Origin of the sequence: Mycobacteroides sp. CBMA 271 (genome assembly GCF_009729205.1) — a bacterium.
GTDB lineage: Bacteria > Actinomycetota > Actinomycetes > Mycobacteriales > Mycobacteriaceae > Mycobacterium.
On the sequence record NZ_VTHB01000003.1, the window covers coordinates 345,990 to 364,805 of the forward strand.

Consider the following 18,816-nt stretch of genomic DNA (forward strand, 5'->3'; position numbering starts at 1 on the left):
CGACTACTCGGTGTGAAGGAGTGGGCTACTTCCCGGGCTTGGGCAGGACAAACCGGGTGACCAGCGAGAAAATATCCTCGTAGCGGGCACCGGTGACGCGCACCAGGAGATCGAGAACCTTGGCGTCGGCTCCGACGAGTACACGCGGCTTCTTCTTGCGGACCGCTGTCATGATGATGCGGGCTGCCGCCTCGGGGCTGGTGTGCGCCAGGTACTTGTCGAACATCGCCGCCATTTGCTTCTGGTTGTAGCCCTCGGCGGTGGTGGAGTTGCGTGCGATGGCGGTCTTGATGCCGCCGGGGTGCACGCAGGTGACGGCGACGGGCTTTTTGCCGATGATCATCTCCTGGCGCAGCGATTCGGTGAACCCGCGCACCGCGAATTTGGCTGCGTTATAAGCGCTTTGGCCGGGCATGGCCAGCACGCCGAACAGGCTGGAGACGTTGACGACGTGACCGTCGCCGGAGGCGATCAGGTGCGGCAGGAAGGCCTTGGTGCCGTTGACCACGCCCCAGAAGTCGACATCGATAATCCGCTCGATGTCCTTGAACTGGCTTTCCTCCACCTCGCCCTGGAAGGCGATACCGGCGTTGTTGTAGATCTGGTTGACCTTGCCGAAGTGGTCCTTGATGGCATCGGCGTAGAGCAGGAAGGCTTCGCGCTCAACGACATTGAGGCGATCGGCGCGCACCTCGGCACCCAGTGCCTTGACCTGGCGTTCGGTCTCGGCCAATCCTTCGGCGTCGACGTCACTGATGGCCACCTTGGCGCCGGAGCGGGCCAGCTCGACGGCCAATGCGCGTCCGATACCGGAACCCGCGCCTGTGACCACGGCGACCTTGCCGCTGAAGCCTTCCATGTGTGCCTCCTTGTTATACCTGTGTCTAGTAGTGAGCGTACTGGGTCAGCTGGATCGTTTGGGCATCAGGAACCGCTCGCCGAGGAGGAAGAGGTCCTGGTAGCGGGCGCCCGTCAGCCGAACCGCGACGTCGATCACCTTGGCGTCGGGTCCGACCAGTACTCGCGGCTTCTTCTTGCGGACGGCGGTCATGATGATCCGGGCCGCCGCCTGCGGGCTGGTTCGAGCCAGCTTGTCGAACAACTTCGAGAACTCGGCGTGGTCATACCCTTCGGCCATCGTGGCATTGCGGGCCACATTGGTCTTGATGCCGCCGGGGTGCACGCAGGTGACGGCGACGGGCTTTTTGCCCACGATCATCTCCTGGCGCAGCGATTCGGTGAACCCGCGCACCGCGAATTTTGCTGCGTTGTAAGCACTTTGACCTGGGCATGCCATCACACCGAAGATGCTGGAGACGTTGATGACGTGACCGTCGCCGGAGGAGATCAGGTGCGGTAGGAAGGCCTTGGTGCCGTTGACGACACCCCAGAAGTCGACATCGATGATCCGTTCGATGTCCTTGAACTCGCTGATCTCGACGTCGCCGTGGAAGTCGATGCCGGCGTTGTTATATATCTGGTTGACCTTGCCGAAATGTTCCTTGACGGTATCGGCGTAGAGCAGGAAGGCTTCGCGCTCAGCCACATTGAGGCGATCGGCGCGCACCTCGGCGCCCAGCGCCTTGACCTGGCGTTCGGTCTCGGCCAATCCTTCGGTGTCGATATCGCTGATGGCCACCTTGGCGCCGGAGCGGGCCAGCTCGACGGCCAGAGCCCGCCCGATACCCGAACCCGCGCCGGTAACCACCGCGACCTTGCCGCTGAAGCCCTCCATTGGGCACTCCTGACCATTTACGTTGTGAGGCTGACGTCAATGAGTGAGAGTAATGGATGACCTGCGGACGGGTGAGGGCTCATCATCCGTTCGGGTGGATCTGGCGCCTTACCCCGTCATTCGTGTCATCACGTTTCACGGCTAAGTGCCGTTCGCCTATTCCTTGCGCCCACTCACTCTTGCGGAGAGGTGGGTGCAAACGCCTCGTCGATGATCTCCTGCTGCTCGACTGCGTGCACCTTCGAGGAGCCGGAGGACGGTGCCGACATGGCCCGCCGCGAGATCTTGGTGAGGCCGGCCAGGCGCGGCACTACTTCGGGCAGATTCAGTCCGAAGGTCGGCCACGCGCCCTGGTTGGCAGGTTCTTCCTGCACCCAGATGTACTGCGTACCATCCGGATACCGTCCCAGGGTCTCTTCGAGGCGGTAGCGCGGGATGGGGTACAGCTGCTCGATGCGCACGATCGCAACGTCTTCGCGCTTGTCGGCGTTCTTGCGTGCCAGTAGGTCGTAGTACAGCTTGCCGCTGGTCAGCAGGATTCGCTTGACCTTGCTGTGATCGCCGATGCCGTCCTCGTAGGTGGGCTCTTCGAGCACCGAGCGGAACTTGCGGTCGGTGAAGTCCTTGATATCGCTGACCGCGGCCTTGTTGCGCAACATGGACTTTGGCGTGAATACCACCATCGGCCGGGTGATGCCGTCCAAGGCGTGGCGCCGCAACAGATGGAAGTAGTTGGCGGGCGTGGAGGGCATCGCTACCGTCATCGAGCCCTCGGCGCACAGTTGGAGGAACCGCTCGATGCGGCCCGAGGTGTGGTCGGGGCCCTGTCCTTCGTGGCCGTGGGGCAGGAGTAGCACTACCTCGGAGAGCTGACCCCATTTGGCCTCACCGGAGGAGATGAACTCGTCGATGATGGATTGTGCACCGTTGACGAAGTCGCCGAACTGGGCTTCCCACAACACCATTGCGTCGGGATTGCCTACGGAATAGCCGTACTCGAAGCCCAGCGCCGCATACTCCGACAGCGCCGAATCGTGCGCCACGAGGCGTCCACCCGTGGGATTGCCCTCGGCGTCGACCCCGACCAGTTGCAGCGGGCTGAACTCGATGCCGGTGTGGCGGTCGATGATCACCGCGTGGCGCTGGGTGAACGTCCCGCGCTTGGAGTCCTGACCCGTGAGCCGCACCACCTTGCCTTCGGCGACCAGGGTGCCGAGGGCAAGCAGTTCGCCGAAGGCCCAGTCGACCTTGCCTTCGTAGGCCATTTCGCGACGCTTCTCCAGCACCGGCTTGACGCGCGGATGCACGGTGAAGTCCTCCGGCACCGACAGGAATGCGTCGCCGATGCGTTGCAGTAGTGCCTTGTCGACGGCGGTGACCAGCTTCTGTGGCAGCTGCTGATCCTCTTCCACCGACTCGCTGGGCCGCTGCTGGTACTTCTCTAGATCGCGGACCTCGTTGAACACCCGCTCCAGCTGGCCTTGGTAGTCGCGCAGGGCGTCCTCGGCCTCCTTCATCGAGATATCGCCGCGGCCGATCAGAGATTCGGTGTATGTCTTGCGCACACCGCGCTTGGTGTCGATCACCTCGTACATCTGCGGGTTCGTCATCGAGGGATCGTCACCCTCGTTGTGGCCCCGCCGGCGGTAGCAGACGAGGTCGATGACGACGTCCTTGTTGAACTGCTGCCGGAAGTCGACGGCGAGTCGCGACACCCAAACGCATGCCTCGGGGTCGTCCCCGTTGACATGGAAGATCGGTGCCCCGATCATTTTCGCGACGTCGGTGCAGTACTCGGTGGATCGTGAATGCTCCGGGGAGGTGGTGAAACCGATCTGGTTGTTGACCACGATGTGAATGGTGCCGCCGGTGCGATAGCCCGGGAGATTGGCCAGGTTCAGGGTTTCGGCGACCACGCCCTGTCCGGCGAATGCGGCGTCACCGTGCAGCATGAGCGGCACCACGGTGAAGCGACCACCGTCGGTGTCGACGTCGAGAACGTCCTGCTTGGCCCGCACCAGGCCTTCCAGAACCGGGTCGACGGCCTCCAGGTGCGAGGGGTTGGCGGTCAGCGAGACCTCGATGTCGTTCTCGCCGAACATCTGGATATAGGTGCCGGAGGCGCCCAGGTGGTACTTGACGTCGCCGGAACCATGCGCCAGCGCCGGATTCAGGTTGCCCTCGAACTCCGTGAAGATCTTGGAGTAGGGCTTGCCGACGATATTGGCCAGCACGTTGAGGCGACCGCGGTGCGGCATGCCGATGACTACCTCGTCGAGGCTGTGCTCGGCACTCTGGTCGATGACGGCGTCCATCATCGGGATGACGCCCTCGGCGCCCTCTAGTGAGAACCGCTTCTGTCCAACGTATTTGGTGGCCAAGAAGGTCTCGAACGCCTCGGCGGCATTGAGCTTGGAGAGGATGTACTTCTGCTCGGCGACGGTGGGCTTGTCGTGCTTGACCTCGATGCGCTCCTGCAGCCACTTCTGCTGCTCGGGTTCCAGGATGTGGGTGTATTCCACCGCGGCATGCCGGCAGTACGCGTCGCGCAACACCGAGAGCACGTCGCGCAGCTTCATGTACTCCTGGCCCTTGAACCCCGAGACCTTGAACTCGCGGTCCAGGTCCCACAGCGTCAGCCCGTGGGTGAGTACATCCAGATCGGGGTGGCTGCGGAAGCGGGTTTTGTCTAGGCGCAGCGGATCGGTATCGGCCATCAGGTGGCCCCGATTGCGGTATGCCGCAATCAGTTCCAGTACTCGGGCGTTCTTGTCGACGATCGAATCGGGGTTGTCGATGCGCCAGCGCACCGGCTCGTAAGGGATGCCCAGCTCGCGGAAGATGTCATCGAAAAAGTCGTCGGAGAGCAGCAGCTGGTGCACCGTGCGTAGGAAATCGCCGGATTCGGCGCCCTGGATGAGGCGGTGGTCGTAGGTGGACGTCAGCGTCATGAGTTTGCCGATGCCCAGATCGGAGATGCGTTCCTCGCTGGCACCCTGGAACTCGGCGGGGTACTCCAGCGCGCCGGCACCGACGATGGCGCCTTGACCGCGCATAAGCCGCGGTACCGAATGCACAGTGCCGATGGTGCCCGGGTTGGTCAGCGAGATGGTGACCCCGGAGAAGTCCTCGGCGGTCAGCTTGCCGTCCCTGGCGCGGCGCACGATGTCTTCGTAAGCAGCGATGAACTGGCCGAAAGCCATTGTCTCGCAACCCTTGATGGCGGCGACGACAAGGGTGCGATTGCCGCCCTTGCCGGGCAGGTCGATGGCCAGGCCCAGGTTCACATGAGCGGGCGTCACCGCTACCGGCTTCCCGTCGATCTCGGCGAAATGCCGGTTCATGTTCGGGAAGCTCTTGACGCCCTGGACGATGGCGTAGCCCAGTAGGTGGGTGAAGGAGATCTTGCCGCCGCGGGTGCGCTTGAGGTGGTTATTGATGACGATGCGGTTGTCGATCATCAGCTTGGCGGGGATAGCCCGGACGCTGGTGGCGGTCGGGATCTCCAGGGATGCCGACATGTTTTTGACGACGGCGGCCGCGGCACCGCGCAGCACCTGAGTCTCGTCACCTTCGGCGGACGGTATCGGTGCGGGCGGGGCAGCGGGAGAAGGCACGGTCGCCGGCTTCGGCGCGGGAGCTTGGGGGGCAGCGGGCGCCGGCGCAGCGACCGCCGGAGCGGCAGGCACAGGGGCCGTGGGCGCAGGGGCCGCGGGTGCAGGTGTTGGGGCGGTCGCGGCCGCCTGGCCGTTGGCCGTCGCGCCGGCCGATTCGGCTACGGGCTCGGCTTGGTAGTCGGCGAGGAATTCGTGCCAGCTGGAGTCCACCGACGACGGGTCTTCCTTGAATCGCCGGTACATCTCCTCGACCAGCCATTCGTTCTGCCCGAATTGGGGATTTGAACCGTTCACGGCAGTCTTCGCCTCGCTCCGTCTCGTTCGATCTTCAGTCCGATTAGCGACCGGTACCAGGCTAACGCGTCGCCATTTGGGATGACGTGTCAGCGTTCCATGACAGCGGCGACATCTTCGGCGCGGCTGATGGCCGAGGAGTGGCGGCGCGGTGAACAGCCACCCCTGGTCGTTGCTAGCTGTTGGGCGCGACCAGCCGCAGCTGCGCCGGCCACGACCTCGGGGGCGGCCCAAAGGCATTGCGCGCATTGTTGATAATTCGTTTGCCGATGAACCTGTTCCCGCCGGCCCCGATCACGGCGCCGATCCCGGCGGGCAACAACTTGCCGAAAGCCATCGCGCCGCGCTTGAGCGCGAACTTCTTGGTGAACCGTTTGAGCAGGGTGGCATTCAGGTGGCTGAGTGCGGGCATCGGTAGCGTCGAGGTCGCTTCGGCCAGCCAGCCACCGCCGACGGTGCGCTCCTTGCCCAACACGTCCGAGACCGTCGTTTCACCGTCCTCGCCCAGCAGGACCGCGAGCACCAGGGTGTGCCGGTGCTCGACCTTGGCGAGTTCGATGTCGTGGACGGCGGCCAGCGCAAGGGTGAACAACGACGTCGCCTCGAGAAACAAGACCGCTTCGCCGGCGGTGGCCGACAGCGCGGCCAGTGTGCCGACTCCCGGGAAGGCGGCGGCGGCACCGACGGCCGCACCACTGCCCATCACCGTCGCCAGGTACCGTTTCTCCAGCATCGTGATGATGTCGGCGGGGCCGGCACCGGGGTGGGAAGCGCGCAGTTTTTGGACGTAGGCGCGGACCGCGGGCTCCTGAACCTTGGTGCTCTGGCCCAGGATGAGCGAGAGCAGCTTGCCGGAGGCCCCGAGCTTGGGCTCCTTCAACGCGAGCTGCCGCTGCGGTTCGGTGATACGAGTGCTCATCGGCGTGTTCCTTCAGTGCGGTGGGCTAGACGGGGATCACTGGTTATGAGCGAAGTTCCGTCCTCACAGTAGTGAAGACGAACGACGCCTGTTTTTCGTTCCTGGCGTGGCGGCCGAAGCGAACACTCGATGGGCACCGCGCTCATGAGACGCAGCTCACATTTGTTAGGAAAGGGAAGGATTTTCCACATGCGCGCGCTGAGCACTGAGATGACATCTGCCGCGAGTGAGACGACTACGCCCGCTCCCACGTCAGGGAGTCCGGTCGTGGCCCCCTCCACCCGGCTGGGTAGAGCCTGGCTCATCACCGTGCTGGGTGCGATGGTTGCCTTGGGCCCGCTCACCATCGACATGTACTTGCCGGCCTTGCCCGATATCGGGTCTGACCTGCATGTCACCTCGACCCTGACGCAGCTGACTCTCACCGGAACGTTGGTGGGTTTGGGTCTGGGGCAGCTGTTGGTGGGGCCACTGTCGGACTCGCTGGGTAGACGCCTGCCGCTGATCGCCGGGGCCGCCCTACACGTGGTGGCATCGCTGGCGATCACCGTCGCACCGAACATCGTGGTGTTGGGCATCTTGCGGGCCATCGAGGGAGTGGGTGCGGCGGCGGCCATGGTGGTGGCGATGGCGGTGGTGCGCGATCTCTATACCGATAAGGCCGCAGCCACGGTTATCTCCCGGCTCACCCTGGTGATCGGCATCGCGCCGATTCTGGCCCCGTCGCTGGGCGCGGCCGTGCTGGTGCGCGGGTCGTGGCACCACGTGTTTGCCGCCCTGTCGTGTTTGGGGGTTCTGCTCCTCATCCTGGCGGTGGTGGCACTGCCCGAGACGCTGCCGCCTGCCGCGCGGCGACCGCTACACGTGCGGTCCATCCTGCAGACGTATCGCGATCTGCTGCGCGACAAGGTGTTCGTGGTGCTGGTACTCGTGGCCGGGCTCTCGCTGTCCGGCCTGTTCGCCTATATCTCTGGTGCCTCCTTCGTGCTGCAAGGGCAGTACGGCATGAATCAGCAGATGTTCGCGATCGTCTTCGGCGCAGGAGCCATTGCGTTTGTCGCGGCGTCGCAGCTCAATGTGGTGTTGCTCAAGCGATTCGAACCGCAACAGATCGTGCAATGGTGCCTGTCGCTGGCCCTGATTCCGGCGGTGGTGTTGTTGGTGCTGGCCGGGCTGGGTATTGGTGGGCTCGTCGGATTCGTGGCGCCGGTATGGACGCTCATGGCGCTGATGGGATTCGTTATCCCCAACGCGCCGGCGTTGGCGCTGTCCCGGCACGGTGAGGCGGCCGGAACTTCGGCGGCGGTGCTGGGCGCCTCGCAGTTCGGCGTCGGCGCGGTGATCGCGCCCCTGGTGGGAGCGTTGGGCAACAACGCACTCGCCGTGGCTGTTGTCATGACGATCGGGGTGGTGCTGGCCCTGGTGGGGCTGGCGGTCGTGCGAAATCGTGTCGCCAGTTGAGCGACGACTAGATTCCGTGGCCGTGCACCCTGAATATCCGCGGCCGTGGACGACGTTGTGGGTGGTGCTGTTCGGGCTGTTCATGATCCTGCTCGACTCGACGATCGTGTCGGTCGCCAATCCCGCCATCAAGGCCGGGTTCGATGCCGACTACTCGGCGACGGTGTGGGTGACGAGCGCCTACCTGCTGGGCTACGCGGTGCCGCTGCTGGTCACCGGGCGACTGGGGGATCAGTTCGGTCCACGATCGATGTACCTGGCGGGCCTCGCGGTTTTCACGGCGTCCTCGCTGTGGTGTGGGCTCGCTGGATCGATCGGCATGCTGATCGCCGCGCGGGTAGTGCAGGGCGTTGGCGCGGCGATGCTGACGCCGCAGACGCTGACGGTGGTGCAGCGTGTGTTCCCGCCGGAGCGACGCGGCACCGCGATGGGGGTGTGGGGTGCGGTCGCGGGAATCGCGACGCTGGTCGGTCCGGTCGCCGGTGGCGTATTGGTCGACGGGTGGGGCTGGCAGTGGATTTTTTATGTCAACGTTCCCGTCGGAGTGCTGGGCATGATCTTGGGCGCGATCTACATCCCGACATTTCCCACGTGCCGACACCGGCTGGATCTGCTCGGCATCGTGCTCTCGGCCGTCGGCATGTTTGCGTTCGTGTTCGCCCTGCAGGAGGGGGAGAGCTTCCGTTGGGCGCCTGGCATCTGGGTGCTGATGGCCGCCGGTGTGGTGATGCTGGGGGTGTTCGTGTGGTGGCAGTCGGTGAATCGGGGTGAGCCGCTGATCCCGCTGCGCTTGTTCGCGGACCGCAACTTCTCGCTGTCCGGTGTGGGCATTGCGTCGATGAGTTTCTGCGTGATCTCCACCAGCCTGCCGATGATGTTTTACACCCAACTGGCGCTGGGCTTTTCGCCGACAAAGGCTGCGTTGACACAGGCCCCGACGGCCATTGTGAGCGGGATCCTGGCGCCGGTGGCCGGATGGCTGGTGAACCGGGTGCGGCCCTCGATTCTTGTCGGCGGGGGCATCTCGTTGATGATCGTCTCGACGTTGTGCTGGACGGCGATGATGCGGCCGGGCACGCAGATGTGGCAGCTCATGGTGCCGGCAGCGGGCATCGGTGCGGCTATGGCATGCATCTGGGGGCCGTTGGCCACCACCGCAACTCGAAATCTGCAGTCCGAGGTGGCGGGGGCCGGTTCTGGGGTTTACAACACACTGCGCCAGGTTGGCGGCGTGGTGGGCAGCTCGGCGATGGGGGCGTTGATGACGGCGCGACTCACGGCGAATATGCCTTCGATGTCTGGCTCTTCGGATCAGGTGGGTCCCGTGCCGGAGGCGTTGCGTGCGCCGTTCTCGACGGCAATGTCGCAGTCCATGCTGCTGGGAGTCGCCGCGCTGGTGGTGGGTCTGGTGGCCGCGCTATTCATGCGGCCCGCAGGTTCACAGGTAGGTGCCGTGCCCCTCGATCACGCTGTCGCCGTCGAAGATTAGGACCTCGTTGACGAGGTCGCCGCGGTGGTTTCGGTAGTTGATGACGATGGATGTGACACCCACATAGACGTTGACGGGTTCAAAGTGCAGATCCGGGTTGCTCTCTAGGGCCTTGGACCAATAGGCGCGTATCGCCTCCTTGCCCCGGAAGACGCCACCGGTCTCCGGCGCGACCTCGGCGCCGTACGGAGAGGTAAAGACGGCGTCGTCATGAAAATGCGCCAGCACCGCCTCCGCATCGTGGGCGTTCCAGGCCGCGATCCAGTTCTGGGTGAACTCCTTCGGATCACGCATTGTTGCTCCCGAACAGAACCGCCGGATTGAGATACCCGGTGGGATCGAACGCGGCCTTGACCGCCCGCATGGCGGCGATGTCTCCGGACGTGCGGGCCATGCCGAGGTAATCACGTTTGAGCGTGCCGACACCGTGCTCGGAGCTGACGTTGCCGCCGAGGTCGGCGATGAGCGTCATCATGGGCTGATACAACGCGGTGGAGTCGGGGCAGCGCAACACATTTAAGTGCAGGTTGCCCTCGCCGACATGGCCGAACAGTACGGGTATCGCGTCGGGGACGGTGGTGGCAATCAGCGCGGTGGCGCGGCGTTCGAACTCGCCGATCTGCGTCAAGGGCAGGGCCACATCGAATTTCAGCGGTGGACCGTAGGTGCCCAGCGCCTCGGCGATGGATTCTCTGACCTGCCAGAGCCTGTCGCGGGAATTGGCGTCCAGGCCGACGGCGGCCCGCTCGCCGACTCCGGCGGCGTCGAGCGCCTCGGCAAGGTCCTCGGTGGGATCGCCGTCTCGGGCGAGTTCAATGAGCAGCAGCCAGGGGTTGTCGACCGGGCTGGGGACACCCAACCTGGAATCCATGAGCTCCAGCGCGCCGATGCCGCTGAGATCACGGAAGAGCCGGCTTGCTTCCACGAGCCGATCCAGATTGTCGAATCCGGTGAGCGCGACGACGCGGCGTTTCGAAATGGGGTGCAGGCGCAGTTCGAGCGCGGTGATGACGCCGAGGGTGCCTTCGGCGCCGACGAACAGACTGGTCAGGTCGTAGCCGGTGTTATCGGCGCGAACATCGCTGTGGCGCTCCATGATTGAGCCATCGGGGAGTGCGACCTCTAGGCCGATGACTTGCTCGCGCATGTTGCCGAACTGCACCGTGCGCAGGCCGCCTGCGTTCGTGGACGCCATCCCGCCCACAGTCGCCGAGTCGCGCGAACCGATGTCCACACCGAACTGGAGATTCTCCTTGGCGGCGGCCTGTTGCAACGCGGCGAGGGTGACGCCGGCGCCCGCGCGGACCCGTCGATCGACGGTGTCGATGGCGCCGATATCGGTGAGCCGTTCGGTGGAAAGCAGAACGTCGTCGTGTTCGGGGACGGTGCCCGCGACCATCGACGTCCGTCCGCCCTGGGTAGTGACTGCCTGTCCCGCGTCTCGGCACGCCCGCAGTACCTTCGACACCTCGTCAGCGGATCCGGGTCGCACCAGGACGCTGGCGTGGCCGCTGTATCGCCCCGTGTGGTCGATGACCCGTCCAGCCAACACATCCGAGTCCGTACTCACGTACCGATCGCCGACGATCTGGGCGAGAGCCGTGAGGAGCGCAGACATGGGCCTCAGTCTGGCACGGCGTTATTGCTCGGATCGGGACTTAACGCCAGAAACGCTCCCAGCTCCACCAGTCCGTCGGGTGTGGCAGGCAGGTACTCGGTCAGCGCGGGGGAGCGCACGATGGTCGCTTGGTATTTCGCCCGGCTGATCGCGACGTTCAGCCGATTGCGATTCAACAGGAACGACATCCCTCGCGGGACGTCGTCGACAGCCGACGCCGTCATCGACACGAACACCACCGGCGCCTGCCGACCCTGAAACTTGTCGACGGTGCCCACCAGCACCTCGTCGAGCCCCGCTGCGGCCAGCGTGGTCCTTAACGTCAATACTTGCGCGTTGTACGGCGCGACCACCAACACATCGGACTGCTGTAGCGACCGTGTGCCGGATTCGTCGGTCCAGTCCGCGCCGATGAGTGCCTCAATCTCGGCGGCGATCGCGGAAGCCTCCTGCGGGCTACTGGTGGCATTGCCCTCATGGTGGACCAGCAGGGTCCGGACACCCGGTGTGTACCCGGCCAACGAGCGCATCGGCGCCGCGGACTCCAGCTCGCCGTCATAGGACAGCTGTGAAACCTGTTGGCATAGAGCCGGATGCATCCGATAGGAACGTTCCAGGAAGTATCCGCGCGCGGCGGGCAGCGCGCCGTGCCCCTCCACTAGCCAGCCCAATGCCGAGGTGTCCACGGGTTCTGGATGCACGCCCTGCGACACCTGCGGCAGCTGCTGTGGGTCGCCAAGCAGCAGCAGGTTCTGTGCTGCCCTTGCCACCGCAAGTGTGTTCGCCAGACTGAACTGGCCCGCCTCGTCGATGGTCAGCAGGCGCAGCGCGCCATCGGGCACCCGTCCCACGTTCGCGAAATCCCATGCGGTGCCGCCGATCACGGCACCATCGCTGGCATGTGAGGCGATGAACCCGGCATAGTCGCTATCCCGAATCTGGGTCCACGCCGCATCCCCGCTGTAGGGCGATGCCTTCTTGGCGACACGCTCGGGAGGCACCCCGGCCGCGACCACCTGATCCAAGAGGTGCTCCACGACGGCATGAGATTGCGCTACCACCCCGACTAGCCAGCCATCCCGCGTCACCAGTTCGGCGATGACGCGGGCCGCGGTGAACGTCTTGCCGGTCCCGGGAGGCCCGTGCACGGCCAGGTAGGAAGAATCCAGGTCGCGCAACGCAGAAGTGATCGCCCCGGCGTACTCGCCATCTGCCACCGTCGGCAGCGCGCCACCACGAGGGTTGCGGCGCAACAAGATATCCAGCGACGCGGTCTGCGGCATCGCGGGCAACCCGTCCGCCACATCGATAGCCACCTGGGAGATCGCGGCCTCCAAGGCCTGGGTTCTTACCGGCGCACCGGGCGCCAGCGCCATCGGGAATGCATGAAACGGTTCACCATTTTTGGGGGTGAGCTCCTGGATCGTCACCTCGACGGGGACGCCACCGGATTCGGTGATCTCCAGAACAGTTGCCAAACCAGCGGCCCGACGATCGGGATCGCCGTCGCCGAGCCCGGCGGGGGCCGGCGGCTCGTAGAGCGCGTAGATGCTGTCGTCGAGGACACCCCCGGCCAGATCGCCCGTCACCTTCACATGCCGTCGGAGCTTGCGCTGGCTGCCGGACTTGTGCCAGTCCTCGACCAGCTCGGCAGCTTCGACAATGAAGACGCCGGCGGCATCGGACCACTCGTCGGCCGGGTTATTCAGCCTGTCGAAGTGGCTCCACCAGAATGGCTTTCGTTCTCTGGTGTGATACCCGCGCGCCGCGGACACCATGGCGGCGGCGGTCTGCTCGGTCGTCCGATCCCCGGGCGCACTCTCTCCGACGAAGTTGGCGAGCGTCAGGCCCACCGAGTCTGGCTCCTGCTCTTCTGCCTCGGCTCCGGCATCACCCGCCGACGACAGGTGGGTAATGCCGTGTTCGAAAGCCCGCACCAACAACCAATCCCGCAGCTTGCGGGTCGAGGCGCAGTCATACCTGTTGTACTCGGCGATAGAGTCCAGCACTTCCTGCGCGGCGGGATCGCCGTTATCGCGCAGCGCGCAGTATCGCGCGTACTCATTGATCGAATCCACCGCGGTGGTGACCTCGCCGGAGCGCTTGCCAGACTCGATGAACAGTGGCTCCAGGGCCTTCAACCCGTAACCGCTGCTACCCGACCGAATGCTTTTGCGCACAATGGGATACAGGTCTACCAGCACGTTCTCTCGCAGCAGCTCATCGATCTGTTCCTCGCCCACGCCGTACCGTCCGGCCAGACGCAGCAGCGCGGTCTTCTCGTAGGCCGCATAGTGGTAGATGTGCATCCCGGGATAGCGGCGTCGACGCTTGGCGACCAGGTCCAGAAAGGTGATCAGCGCCTTGCGCTCGCTGCGGCGGTCGTGTGCCCAAATCGGCCGGAATTTCTCGCCGCCGGATCGGTCGTACTCGAGAACGCCGAACATGTACTCCAACCCCCACTGCACGCCATCCTCGGTCCATAGCGGGTCACCCTCGAAATCGAAGAAGATGTCGCCGGGGTTCGGTGCGGGCAGTGTTCCCAACGGAACCGGGTCGGCTACCTCGAATTGCGGTGTACCACTGTCTCGTTGGCGAATCTGCAACTCGGCCTGGGCGGTCAGCTGCTGCAGGCTGCGCGCTGATAGATCGACGACGGGCCGCGGGCCTGCGGCCAGCTGTGTGACGCTACCGACCCCTGCCTCCAGGAGTGCCGCCCGTTGACTGACCCGCATGCCCGCGACCAGCAGCAGATCATCGGTGCGTTCGACCTCCGGTTCGCAGACCGGACAGCGGAAGCAGGCGCGCACGGTGTCATCGGACCAGTGCACGGGAGAGCCGCCCGCCAGATGGCGATCAAGCAACTCCTGCAATTGGATTCGTCGCTGGCGGTAGACGCCGATCAGATCGGCCGCCGGATAGTCGACGGCCGAACGGTCACCCAAAATCAGCCGCACCTCCGCGGACACCGGCACACCTGTCGCGGTCAAACTATCGGCGTAGGCGGCCAACTGCAGCAGCGCCGTCACCTTGGCGCTGCGGGCTAGTTTCGTGTCACAGACGCGGTATGTGTCGTCCTCCCGGACCACGAAATCGGCGAAACCGACGAATCTCCCGTCGAACATCGTGGCCTGGTACACGACCGGATGCCCCTCATCGAAGGCCCGGGTGGTCGCCGCCGCCGCGGCCTGAAGGCCATCGAGCGTGAACCTGGGGCGCGCAATGTTGGCCACCCCGGTACCGAAACGCTCGTGCAATTCGGCGAGGTGATGCGCCTCATGGGCGTCACCCAAAGTGGCGGTGCGGGCCAGCAGTTCATCGTCACGCGGAGGTGCCGGTCCCCAGCCGAGTTTGGCGTCGAACCCCCGCAGCAGGGCGTATTCACAACGCGCGGCGGAGGCAAGATCCGAGGCGCTGTAGACGACCCGGCCGTCGAGGACGAACACCCGCTCACTGTATGTGGCGGTACCGACGGATCGCGGCTACTGCCCGGCCTGTTGCACCTTTTCGACGCCAGATCCGTTCCAGCGGAAGGACACCACGCTCTCCAGACCAGGAATGCCGTTGGAGAAGTTGAGCACGACGGTGTCCAACGTGCTGGCGGACAGGTCGATGGCGTTGTAGCCGTATGTGTCGGGGACACCGTGCGCGATCACGCCGCCCTGGTGGAAGAACACCGCGCGGGTGGCGGAATCAGTCGTGTGGGTGGCTCCGCTGCTGTTGGTGACGATGATCGCCGACAATGCCGCGCACTTGTTGTAATTCCCGGCCACGGGCACTGGGTTCCAGGTGGCCTCGCTGTTGGGAGCGGGCGGTAGCAGCGCGATGGCTGCCGCGACGGCCGGGTCTTTCAGATTGACCGCGCAATCGTCGGTGGGTGACGGCGGAGGCTTTGGCTTGCCCGACGCGCCGGCCTGTCCAGGGGATGACGGCGGGGACGTGATGGTGTTGGTCGGTGTCTTGGACACCGTGCTGTCACCACCGGTACATGCGCCGGCGAGCACCGACAAGGAGGCCAACAGAGCGACGAGCACCGGTGTCCTCGTCATCCTTCGCACGGCCCCGGACACTACCGACTTTTATCCGCTATGCCACGGAGGCGGGAGATTGGCGTGGGTGCGCCTACACTTCATAGCGTCATGACCTCCCCAGATGCCTCGCCAAACAACACAGCGCCCGACACCGCCGAGTCGTCGCACGCGCAACCAGCGGACGCCGCCGTCACCTTCGCGGACCTGCAGATCGCCCCTGCGGTGCTGCGTGCGGTGTCCGACGTCGGATACGAGACGCCCTCGGCGATCCAGGCCGCCACCATCCCTCCGCTGCTCGCGGGCTCGGATGTGGTGGGTTTGGCGCAGACCGGAACGGGGAAGACGGCGGCATTCGCCATCCCGATCCTGTCGAAAATCGATCTGACCTCCAAGAACACTCAGGCGCTGGTGCTTGCGCCCACCCGCGAGCTGGCCTTGCAGGTCGCCGAGGCCTTCGGCCGGTACGGCGCCCATCTGCCCAAGCTGAACGTGCTGCCGATCTACGGTGGACAGTCCTACGTGGTGCAGTTGTCTGGGCTCAAGCGTGGCGCTCAGGTGGTGGTCGGTACCCCCGGTCGCGTCATTGACCACTTGGAGCGCGGAACGCTTGATCTGTCGCACCTGGATTACCTGGTGCTCGATGAGGCTGACGAGATGCTCACCATGGGCTTCGCCGAGGATGTCGAGCGCATCCTGGCCGATACCCCCGAGTACAAGCAGGTGGCGCTGTTCTCGGCCACCATGCCCGCGACGATTCGCCGGCTCACCAAGAAGTATTTGCATGATCCGGTCGAGATCAAGGTCGAGGCGAAGACTTCCACCGCCGAGAACATCACCCAGCGCTTCATCCAGGTGGCCGGACATCGCAAAATGGACGCGCTCACCCGGATCCTTGAGGTCGAGACCTTCGAGGCGATGATCGTGTTCGTCAGGACCAAACAAGCCACCGAGGAGGTGGCTGACAAGCTCAAGGCGCGCGGGTTCGCGGCGGCCGCGATCAACGGCGATATCAACCAGTCACAGCGCGAGCGAACCATCAATGGCTTGAAGAGCGGCGCCATCGACATCCTCGTTGCCACCGATGTCGCCGCGCGCGGTCTGGACGTCGAGCGCATCTCGCATGTACTGAACTACGACATTCCGCACGACACCGAGTCGTATGTCCACCGCATTGGACGCACCGGTCGCGCTGGCCGCTCGGGAACGGCGGTGTTGTTCGTGTCGCCGCGTGAGCGGCATCTGCTCAAGGCCATCGAGAAGGCCACCGGCGCCAGGCTGGCCGAGGAGCAGCTGCCCTCGGTTGACGATGTCAATGCCCAGCGTGTGACGAAGTTCCGCGATGCCATCACCGCGGCGCTCGCGGCCCCGGAGATCGAGCTTTTCCGTCGGCTCGTCGAGGACTACGAACGCGATAACGACGTGCCAGTGGCCGATATCGCCGCGGCGCTGGCGGTGTTGTCGCGAGACGGTGAGCAGTTCCTGCTGAAACCCGATCCTCCCCGTGATCCGCGCCAAGAGCGCGGGGAACGTGGGGAGCGCCCCGAACGCGGGCCCCGCGAGCCACGTCAACAAACTCCCGGCTTGGCGACTTACCGCATCGCCGTCGGCAAGCGACACAAGGTGATGCCTGGCGCCATCGTGGGTGCGATCGCCAATGAAGGTGGTTTGCACCGCAGCGATTTCGGGCACATCACTATCCGTCCAGACCACTCGCTCGTCGAATTGCCCGCCAAGATGTCGGCCAAGACGCTGAAGGCTCTGGAGAGCACCCGGATCTCCGGTGTGCTCATCGAGCTGCGGCCCGCCGATAAGTCGGATGGCGCCGCGCGCCCCGACCGTAAGTACACGGAACGCAAGCATTCCGACCGTAAGCACACGGGCCACGAGCATTCGGGCGCGAAGAGGCCGAAGCGGTCTCCGAAAAAGCCGTGACCGCGGTGACCGAGGCCCGTCGCGCCCCGGTTGCGACGGGGCCGGGGCGTGTCGCTGCGCTCACGGGGGTTCGTGCGGTGGCCGCGACTCTCGTGGTCGCCACCCATGCGGCGTACAGCACCGGCAACTATGTGGTGGACGGGGTCTCGCCATGGCGGGCTTATTTCCATCTGCTGCAGTCTCGCCTGGAGATCGGCGTGCCGATGTTCTTCGTGCTGTCGGGATTCTTGCTGTTCCTGCCCTGGGTGCGGGCCGCTGCCAACAACACGGTGGCACCCTCGGTGAAACGTTATGCCTGGCACAGGTTTCGGCGCATCATGCCGGCGTACTGGATTCTGGTGGCCATCGCCTACATCTGGTATCACATTCGGGACCAGTATCCGAACCCCGGACACACCTGGCTGGGGCTGCTCCGAAACCTCACGCTCACCCAGATCTACACCTCTAACTATGGGTATCGCTACATCCACCAAGGGATGACGCAGATTTGGAGCCTCGCGGTGGAGGCGGCGTTCTATGTCGCTCTGCCGTTCCTGGCGTGGCTGCTGGTCAAGAAACTCTGTGGGGGACAGTGGCACCCGGTGCGGCTGCTCGCTGGGCTTGCGGCGTTGGCTCTGATGACGCCGGTGTGGATGACGTTGGTGTACACCATCAGCGCCTTCCCCGACGGTTCCAAGTTGTGGCTGCCGGCCTATCTGTCCTGGTTTGTCGGCGGCATGATTCTGGCCGTTCTCTCCGTTATGGGTGTGCGCTGCTACGCGATGGTGACGGTGCCGCTAGCGATCATCTGCTACCTGATCGTCTCGACACGGATTGCCGGAGACCCCACCACGTCGCCCTGGGCGTTGCCGCAGGCGTTGACGAAATCGATTTTCTACGTGGTGATTGCGACGCTGCTCGTCGCTCCTGCCGGGCTGGGCGACAACGGGTGGTATGTCAGGTTCCTCGCCTCGCGGCCCATGGTGTGGCTGGGCGAGATCTCCTATGAGCTCTTCCTCATCCACATGATCCTGATGGAAATCGTGATGGTCGACCTGTTGCATTACCACGTCTACACCGGTTCGGTGGTCATCGTCTTCCTGGTGACAATGGTGGTCAGCGTGCCCGCTTCGTGGCTGATTCACCGGACCGTGCAGGTGCTGCTGGGATGGGGTTCGCGTCTGCGGAAATCATGGGCGCCACGAACTCCGTGAGCAGTGTCCGCTCGTCCTCCGGGTTGTCTTCGGGATAGGCGAGCAGGGAGACGATCACCCGGACATACCATTTCGCCTTGAGGTGAGTCAGTGTGCTCTCCGGGGCGACGCTGTCGGACGAAACGAAGGCCGACACCATTGCGTTGATGACCTCGGAGTGCAGACCGAACGATCCGCCGAAATGTTCACCGGGACGGAACCAGGCTGAGAGTGCGGGGTTTTCCCGAACCATGCTGAGCGAGATGAGCATCGCTTCGACCAGACGCTCGGCCGGATCGTCGATACCGATGACGTCGGTGGCGACCTGCTGAGTGATCGATCGGGCCTCGCGGTGCACGTACGCGATGTGCAGTGCCTCGCGATTTTCGAAGTACCGGTACAGCGTTGCGCGGGAACATCCAGCGGCCTTGGCGATTTCGTTCATGCCGACGGCGGCGACGCCGTCCCGCACGAACAGCTCGGCGGCCGCGTCGAGAATCTTCTCGGCGGCCACCGAGGTGCGGCTATCGGCAAGCCAACTCATGCTG

Annotated in this window: 13 protein-coding genes; 4 read left to right on the plus strand and 9 right to left on the minus strand. The window is 64.6% G+C overall.

Annotated features, from left to right (window positions below; translation table 11 throughout):
• Positions 1 to 25 precede the first annotated feature (25 nt).
• From FZI91_RS10425 to FZI91_RS10440, 4 genes are all read right to left on the minus strand, one after another.
• Entirely contained in the window at positions 26 to 859 is an 834-nt protein-coding gene (locus FZI91_RS10425) for an SDR family oxidoreductase (protein WP_155938915.1), read from the minus strand.
• Positions 860 to 904: 45 nt separating this feature from the next.
• On the minus strand, positions 905 to 1,735 hold the full coding sequence (locus FZI91_RS10430) for an SDR family oxidoreductase (RefSeq protein ID WP_155938916.1): 831 nt from the start codon (positions 1,733 to 1,735) through the stop codon (positions 905 to 907).
• 173 nt (positions 1,736 to 1,908) lie between these two features.
• Positions 1,909 to 5,646 carry a multifunctional oxoglutarate decarboxylase/oxoglutarate dehydrogenase thiamine pyrophosphate-binding subunit/dihydrolipoyllysine-residue succinyltransferase subunit gene (locus FZI91_RS10435; protein ID WP_162525777.1) on the minus strand — a complete coding sequence of 1,246 codons (3,738 nt, stop codon included), beginning with the start codon at positions 5,644 to 5,646 and terminating at the stop codon, positions 1,909 to 1,911.
• Positions 5,647 to 5,821: 175 nt separating this feature from the next.
• On the minus strand, positions 5,822 to 6,565 hold the full coding sequence (locus FZI91_RS10440; protein WP_155938917.1) for a hypothetical protein: 744 nt from the start codon (positions 6,563 to 6,565) through the stop codon (positions 5,822 to 5,824).
• Between the two features lie 189 nt (positions 6,566 to 6,754).
• Here FZI91_RS10440 and FZI91_RS10445 point away from each other — a divergent pair, with 189 nt between their 5' ends.
• Both FZI91_RS10445 and FZI91_RS10450 read left to right on the plus strand, forming a co-directional pair.
• The gene (locus tag FZI91_RS10445) at positions 6,755 to 8,026 is read left to right on the plus strand and encodes a multidrug effflux MFS transporter (RefSeq protein WP_155938918.1); all 1,272 of its coding nucleotides are present in this window, start codon (positions 6,755 to 6,757) and stop codon (positions 8,024 to 8,026) included.
• A 22-nt stretch (positions 8,027 to 8,048) separates the two neighbouring features.
• The gene (locus tag FZI91_RS10450) at positions 8,049 to 9,515 is read left to right on the plus strand and encodes a DHA2 family efflux MFS transporter permease subunit (protein ID WP_309224081.1); all 1,467 of its coding nucleotides are present in this window, start codon (positions 8,049 to 8,051) and stop codon (positions 9,513 to 9,515) included.
• Here the strand turns inward: FZI91_RS10450 and FZI91_RS10455 are convergent.
• The 4 genes from FZI91_RS10455 to FZI91_RS10470 are packed head-to-tail and all read right to left on the minus strand — an operon-like array spanning position 9,465 to position 15,167.
• Positions 9,465 to 9,809 carry a nuclear transport factor 2 family protein gene (locus tag FZI91_RS10455; protein ID WP_155938919.1) on the minus strand — a complete coding sequence of 115 codons (345 nt, stop codon included), beginning with the start codon at positions 9,807 to 9,809 and terminating at the stop codon, positions 9,465 to 9,467. The genes FZI91_RS10450 and FZI91_RS10455 overlap by 51 nt on opposite strands.
• Positions 9,802 to 11,133: an FAD-binding oxidoreductase gene (locus tag FZI91_RS10460; RefSeq protein ID WP_155938920.1), complete on the minus strand. Its 1,332-nt coding sequence runs from the start codon at positions 11,131 to 11,133 to the stop codon at positions 9,802 to 9,804. The genes FZI91_RS10455 and FZI91_RS10460 overlap by 8 nt, the downstream gene beginning before the upstream one ends.
• Before the next feature lie 5 nt (positions 11,134 to 11,138).
• Positions 11,139 to 14,579 (minus strand): TM0106 family RecB-like putative nuclease, encoded by a 3,441-nt coding sequence (locus FZI91_RS10465; RefSeq protein ID WP_162525776.1) that lies wholly within the window; start codon positions 14,577 to 14,579, stop codon positions 11,139 to 11,141.
• A gap of 36 nt (positions 14,580 to 14,615) precedes the next feature.
• A complete protein-coding gene (locus FZI91_RS10470) occupies positions 14,616 to 15,167 on the minus strand; it encodes an LppP/LprE family lipoprotein (RefSeq protein WP_162525814.1) in 552 nt (183 codons plus the stop codon).
• 105 nt (positions 15,168 to 15,272) lie between these two features.
• Between FZI91_RS10470 and FZI91_RS10475 the strand changes: the two genes are divergently transcribed.
• Positions 15,273 to 17,096 (plus strand): DEAD/DEAH box helicase, encoded by a 1,824-nt coding sequence (locus FZI91_RS10475; protein WP_155938922.1) that lies wholly within the window; start codon positions 15,273 to 15,275, stop codon positions 17,094 to 17,096.
• Positions 17,093 to 18,289: an acyltransferase gene (locus FZI91_RS10480; RefSeq protein WP_162525775.1), complete on the plus strand. Its 1,197-nt coding sequence runs from the start codon at positions 17,093 to 17,095 to the stop codon at positions 18,287 to 18,289. The genes FZI91_RS10475 and FZI91_RS10480 overlap by 4 nt, the downstream gene beginning before the upstream one ends.
• Here FZI91_RS10480 and FZI91_RS10485 read toward each other — a convergent pair.
• Positions 18,192 to 18,812 carry a TetR/AcrR family transcriptional regulator gene (locus tag FZI91_RS10485; RefSeq protein ID WP_155938923.1) on the minus strand — a complete coding sequence of 207 codons (621 nt, stop codon included), beginning with the start codon at positions 18,810 to 18,812 and terminating at the stop codon, positions 18,192 to 18,194. The genes FZI91_RS10480 and FZI91_RS10485 overlap by 98 nt on opposite strands.
• Positions 18,813 to 18,816: the final 4 nt, after the last annotated feature.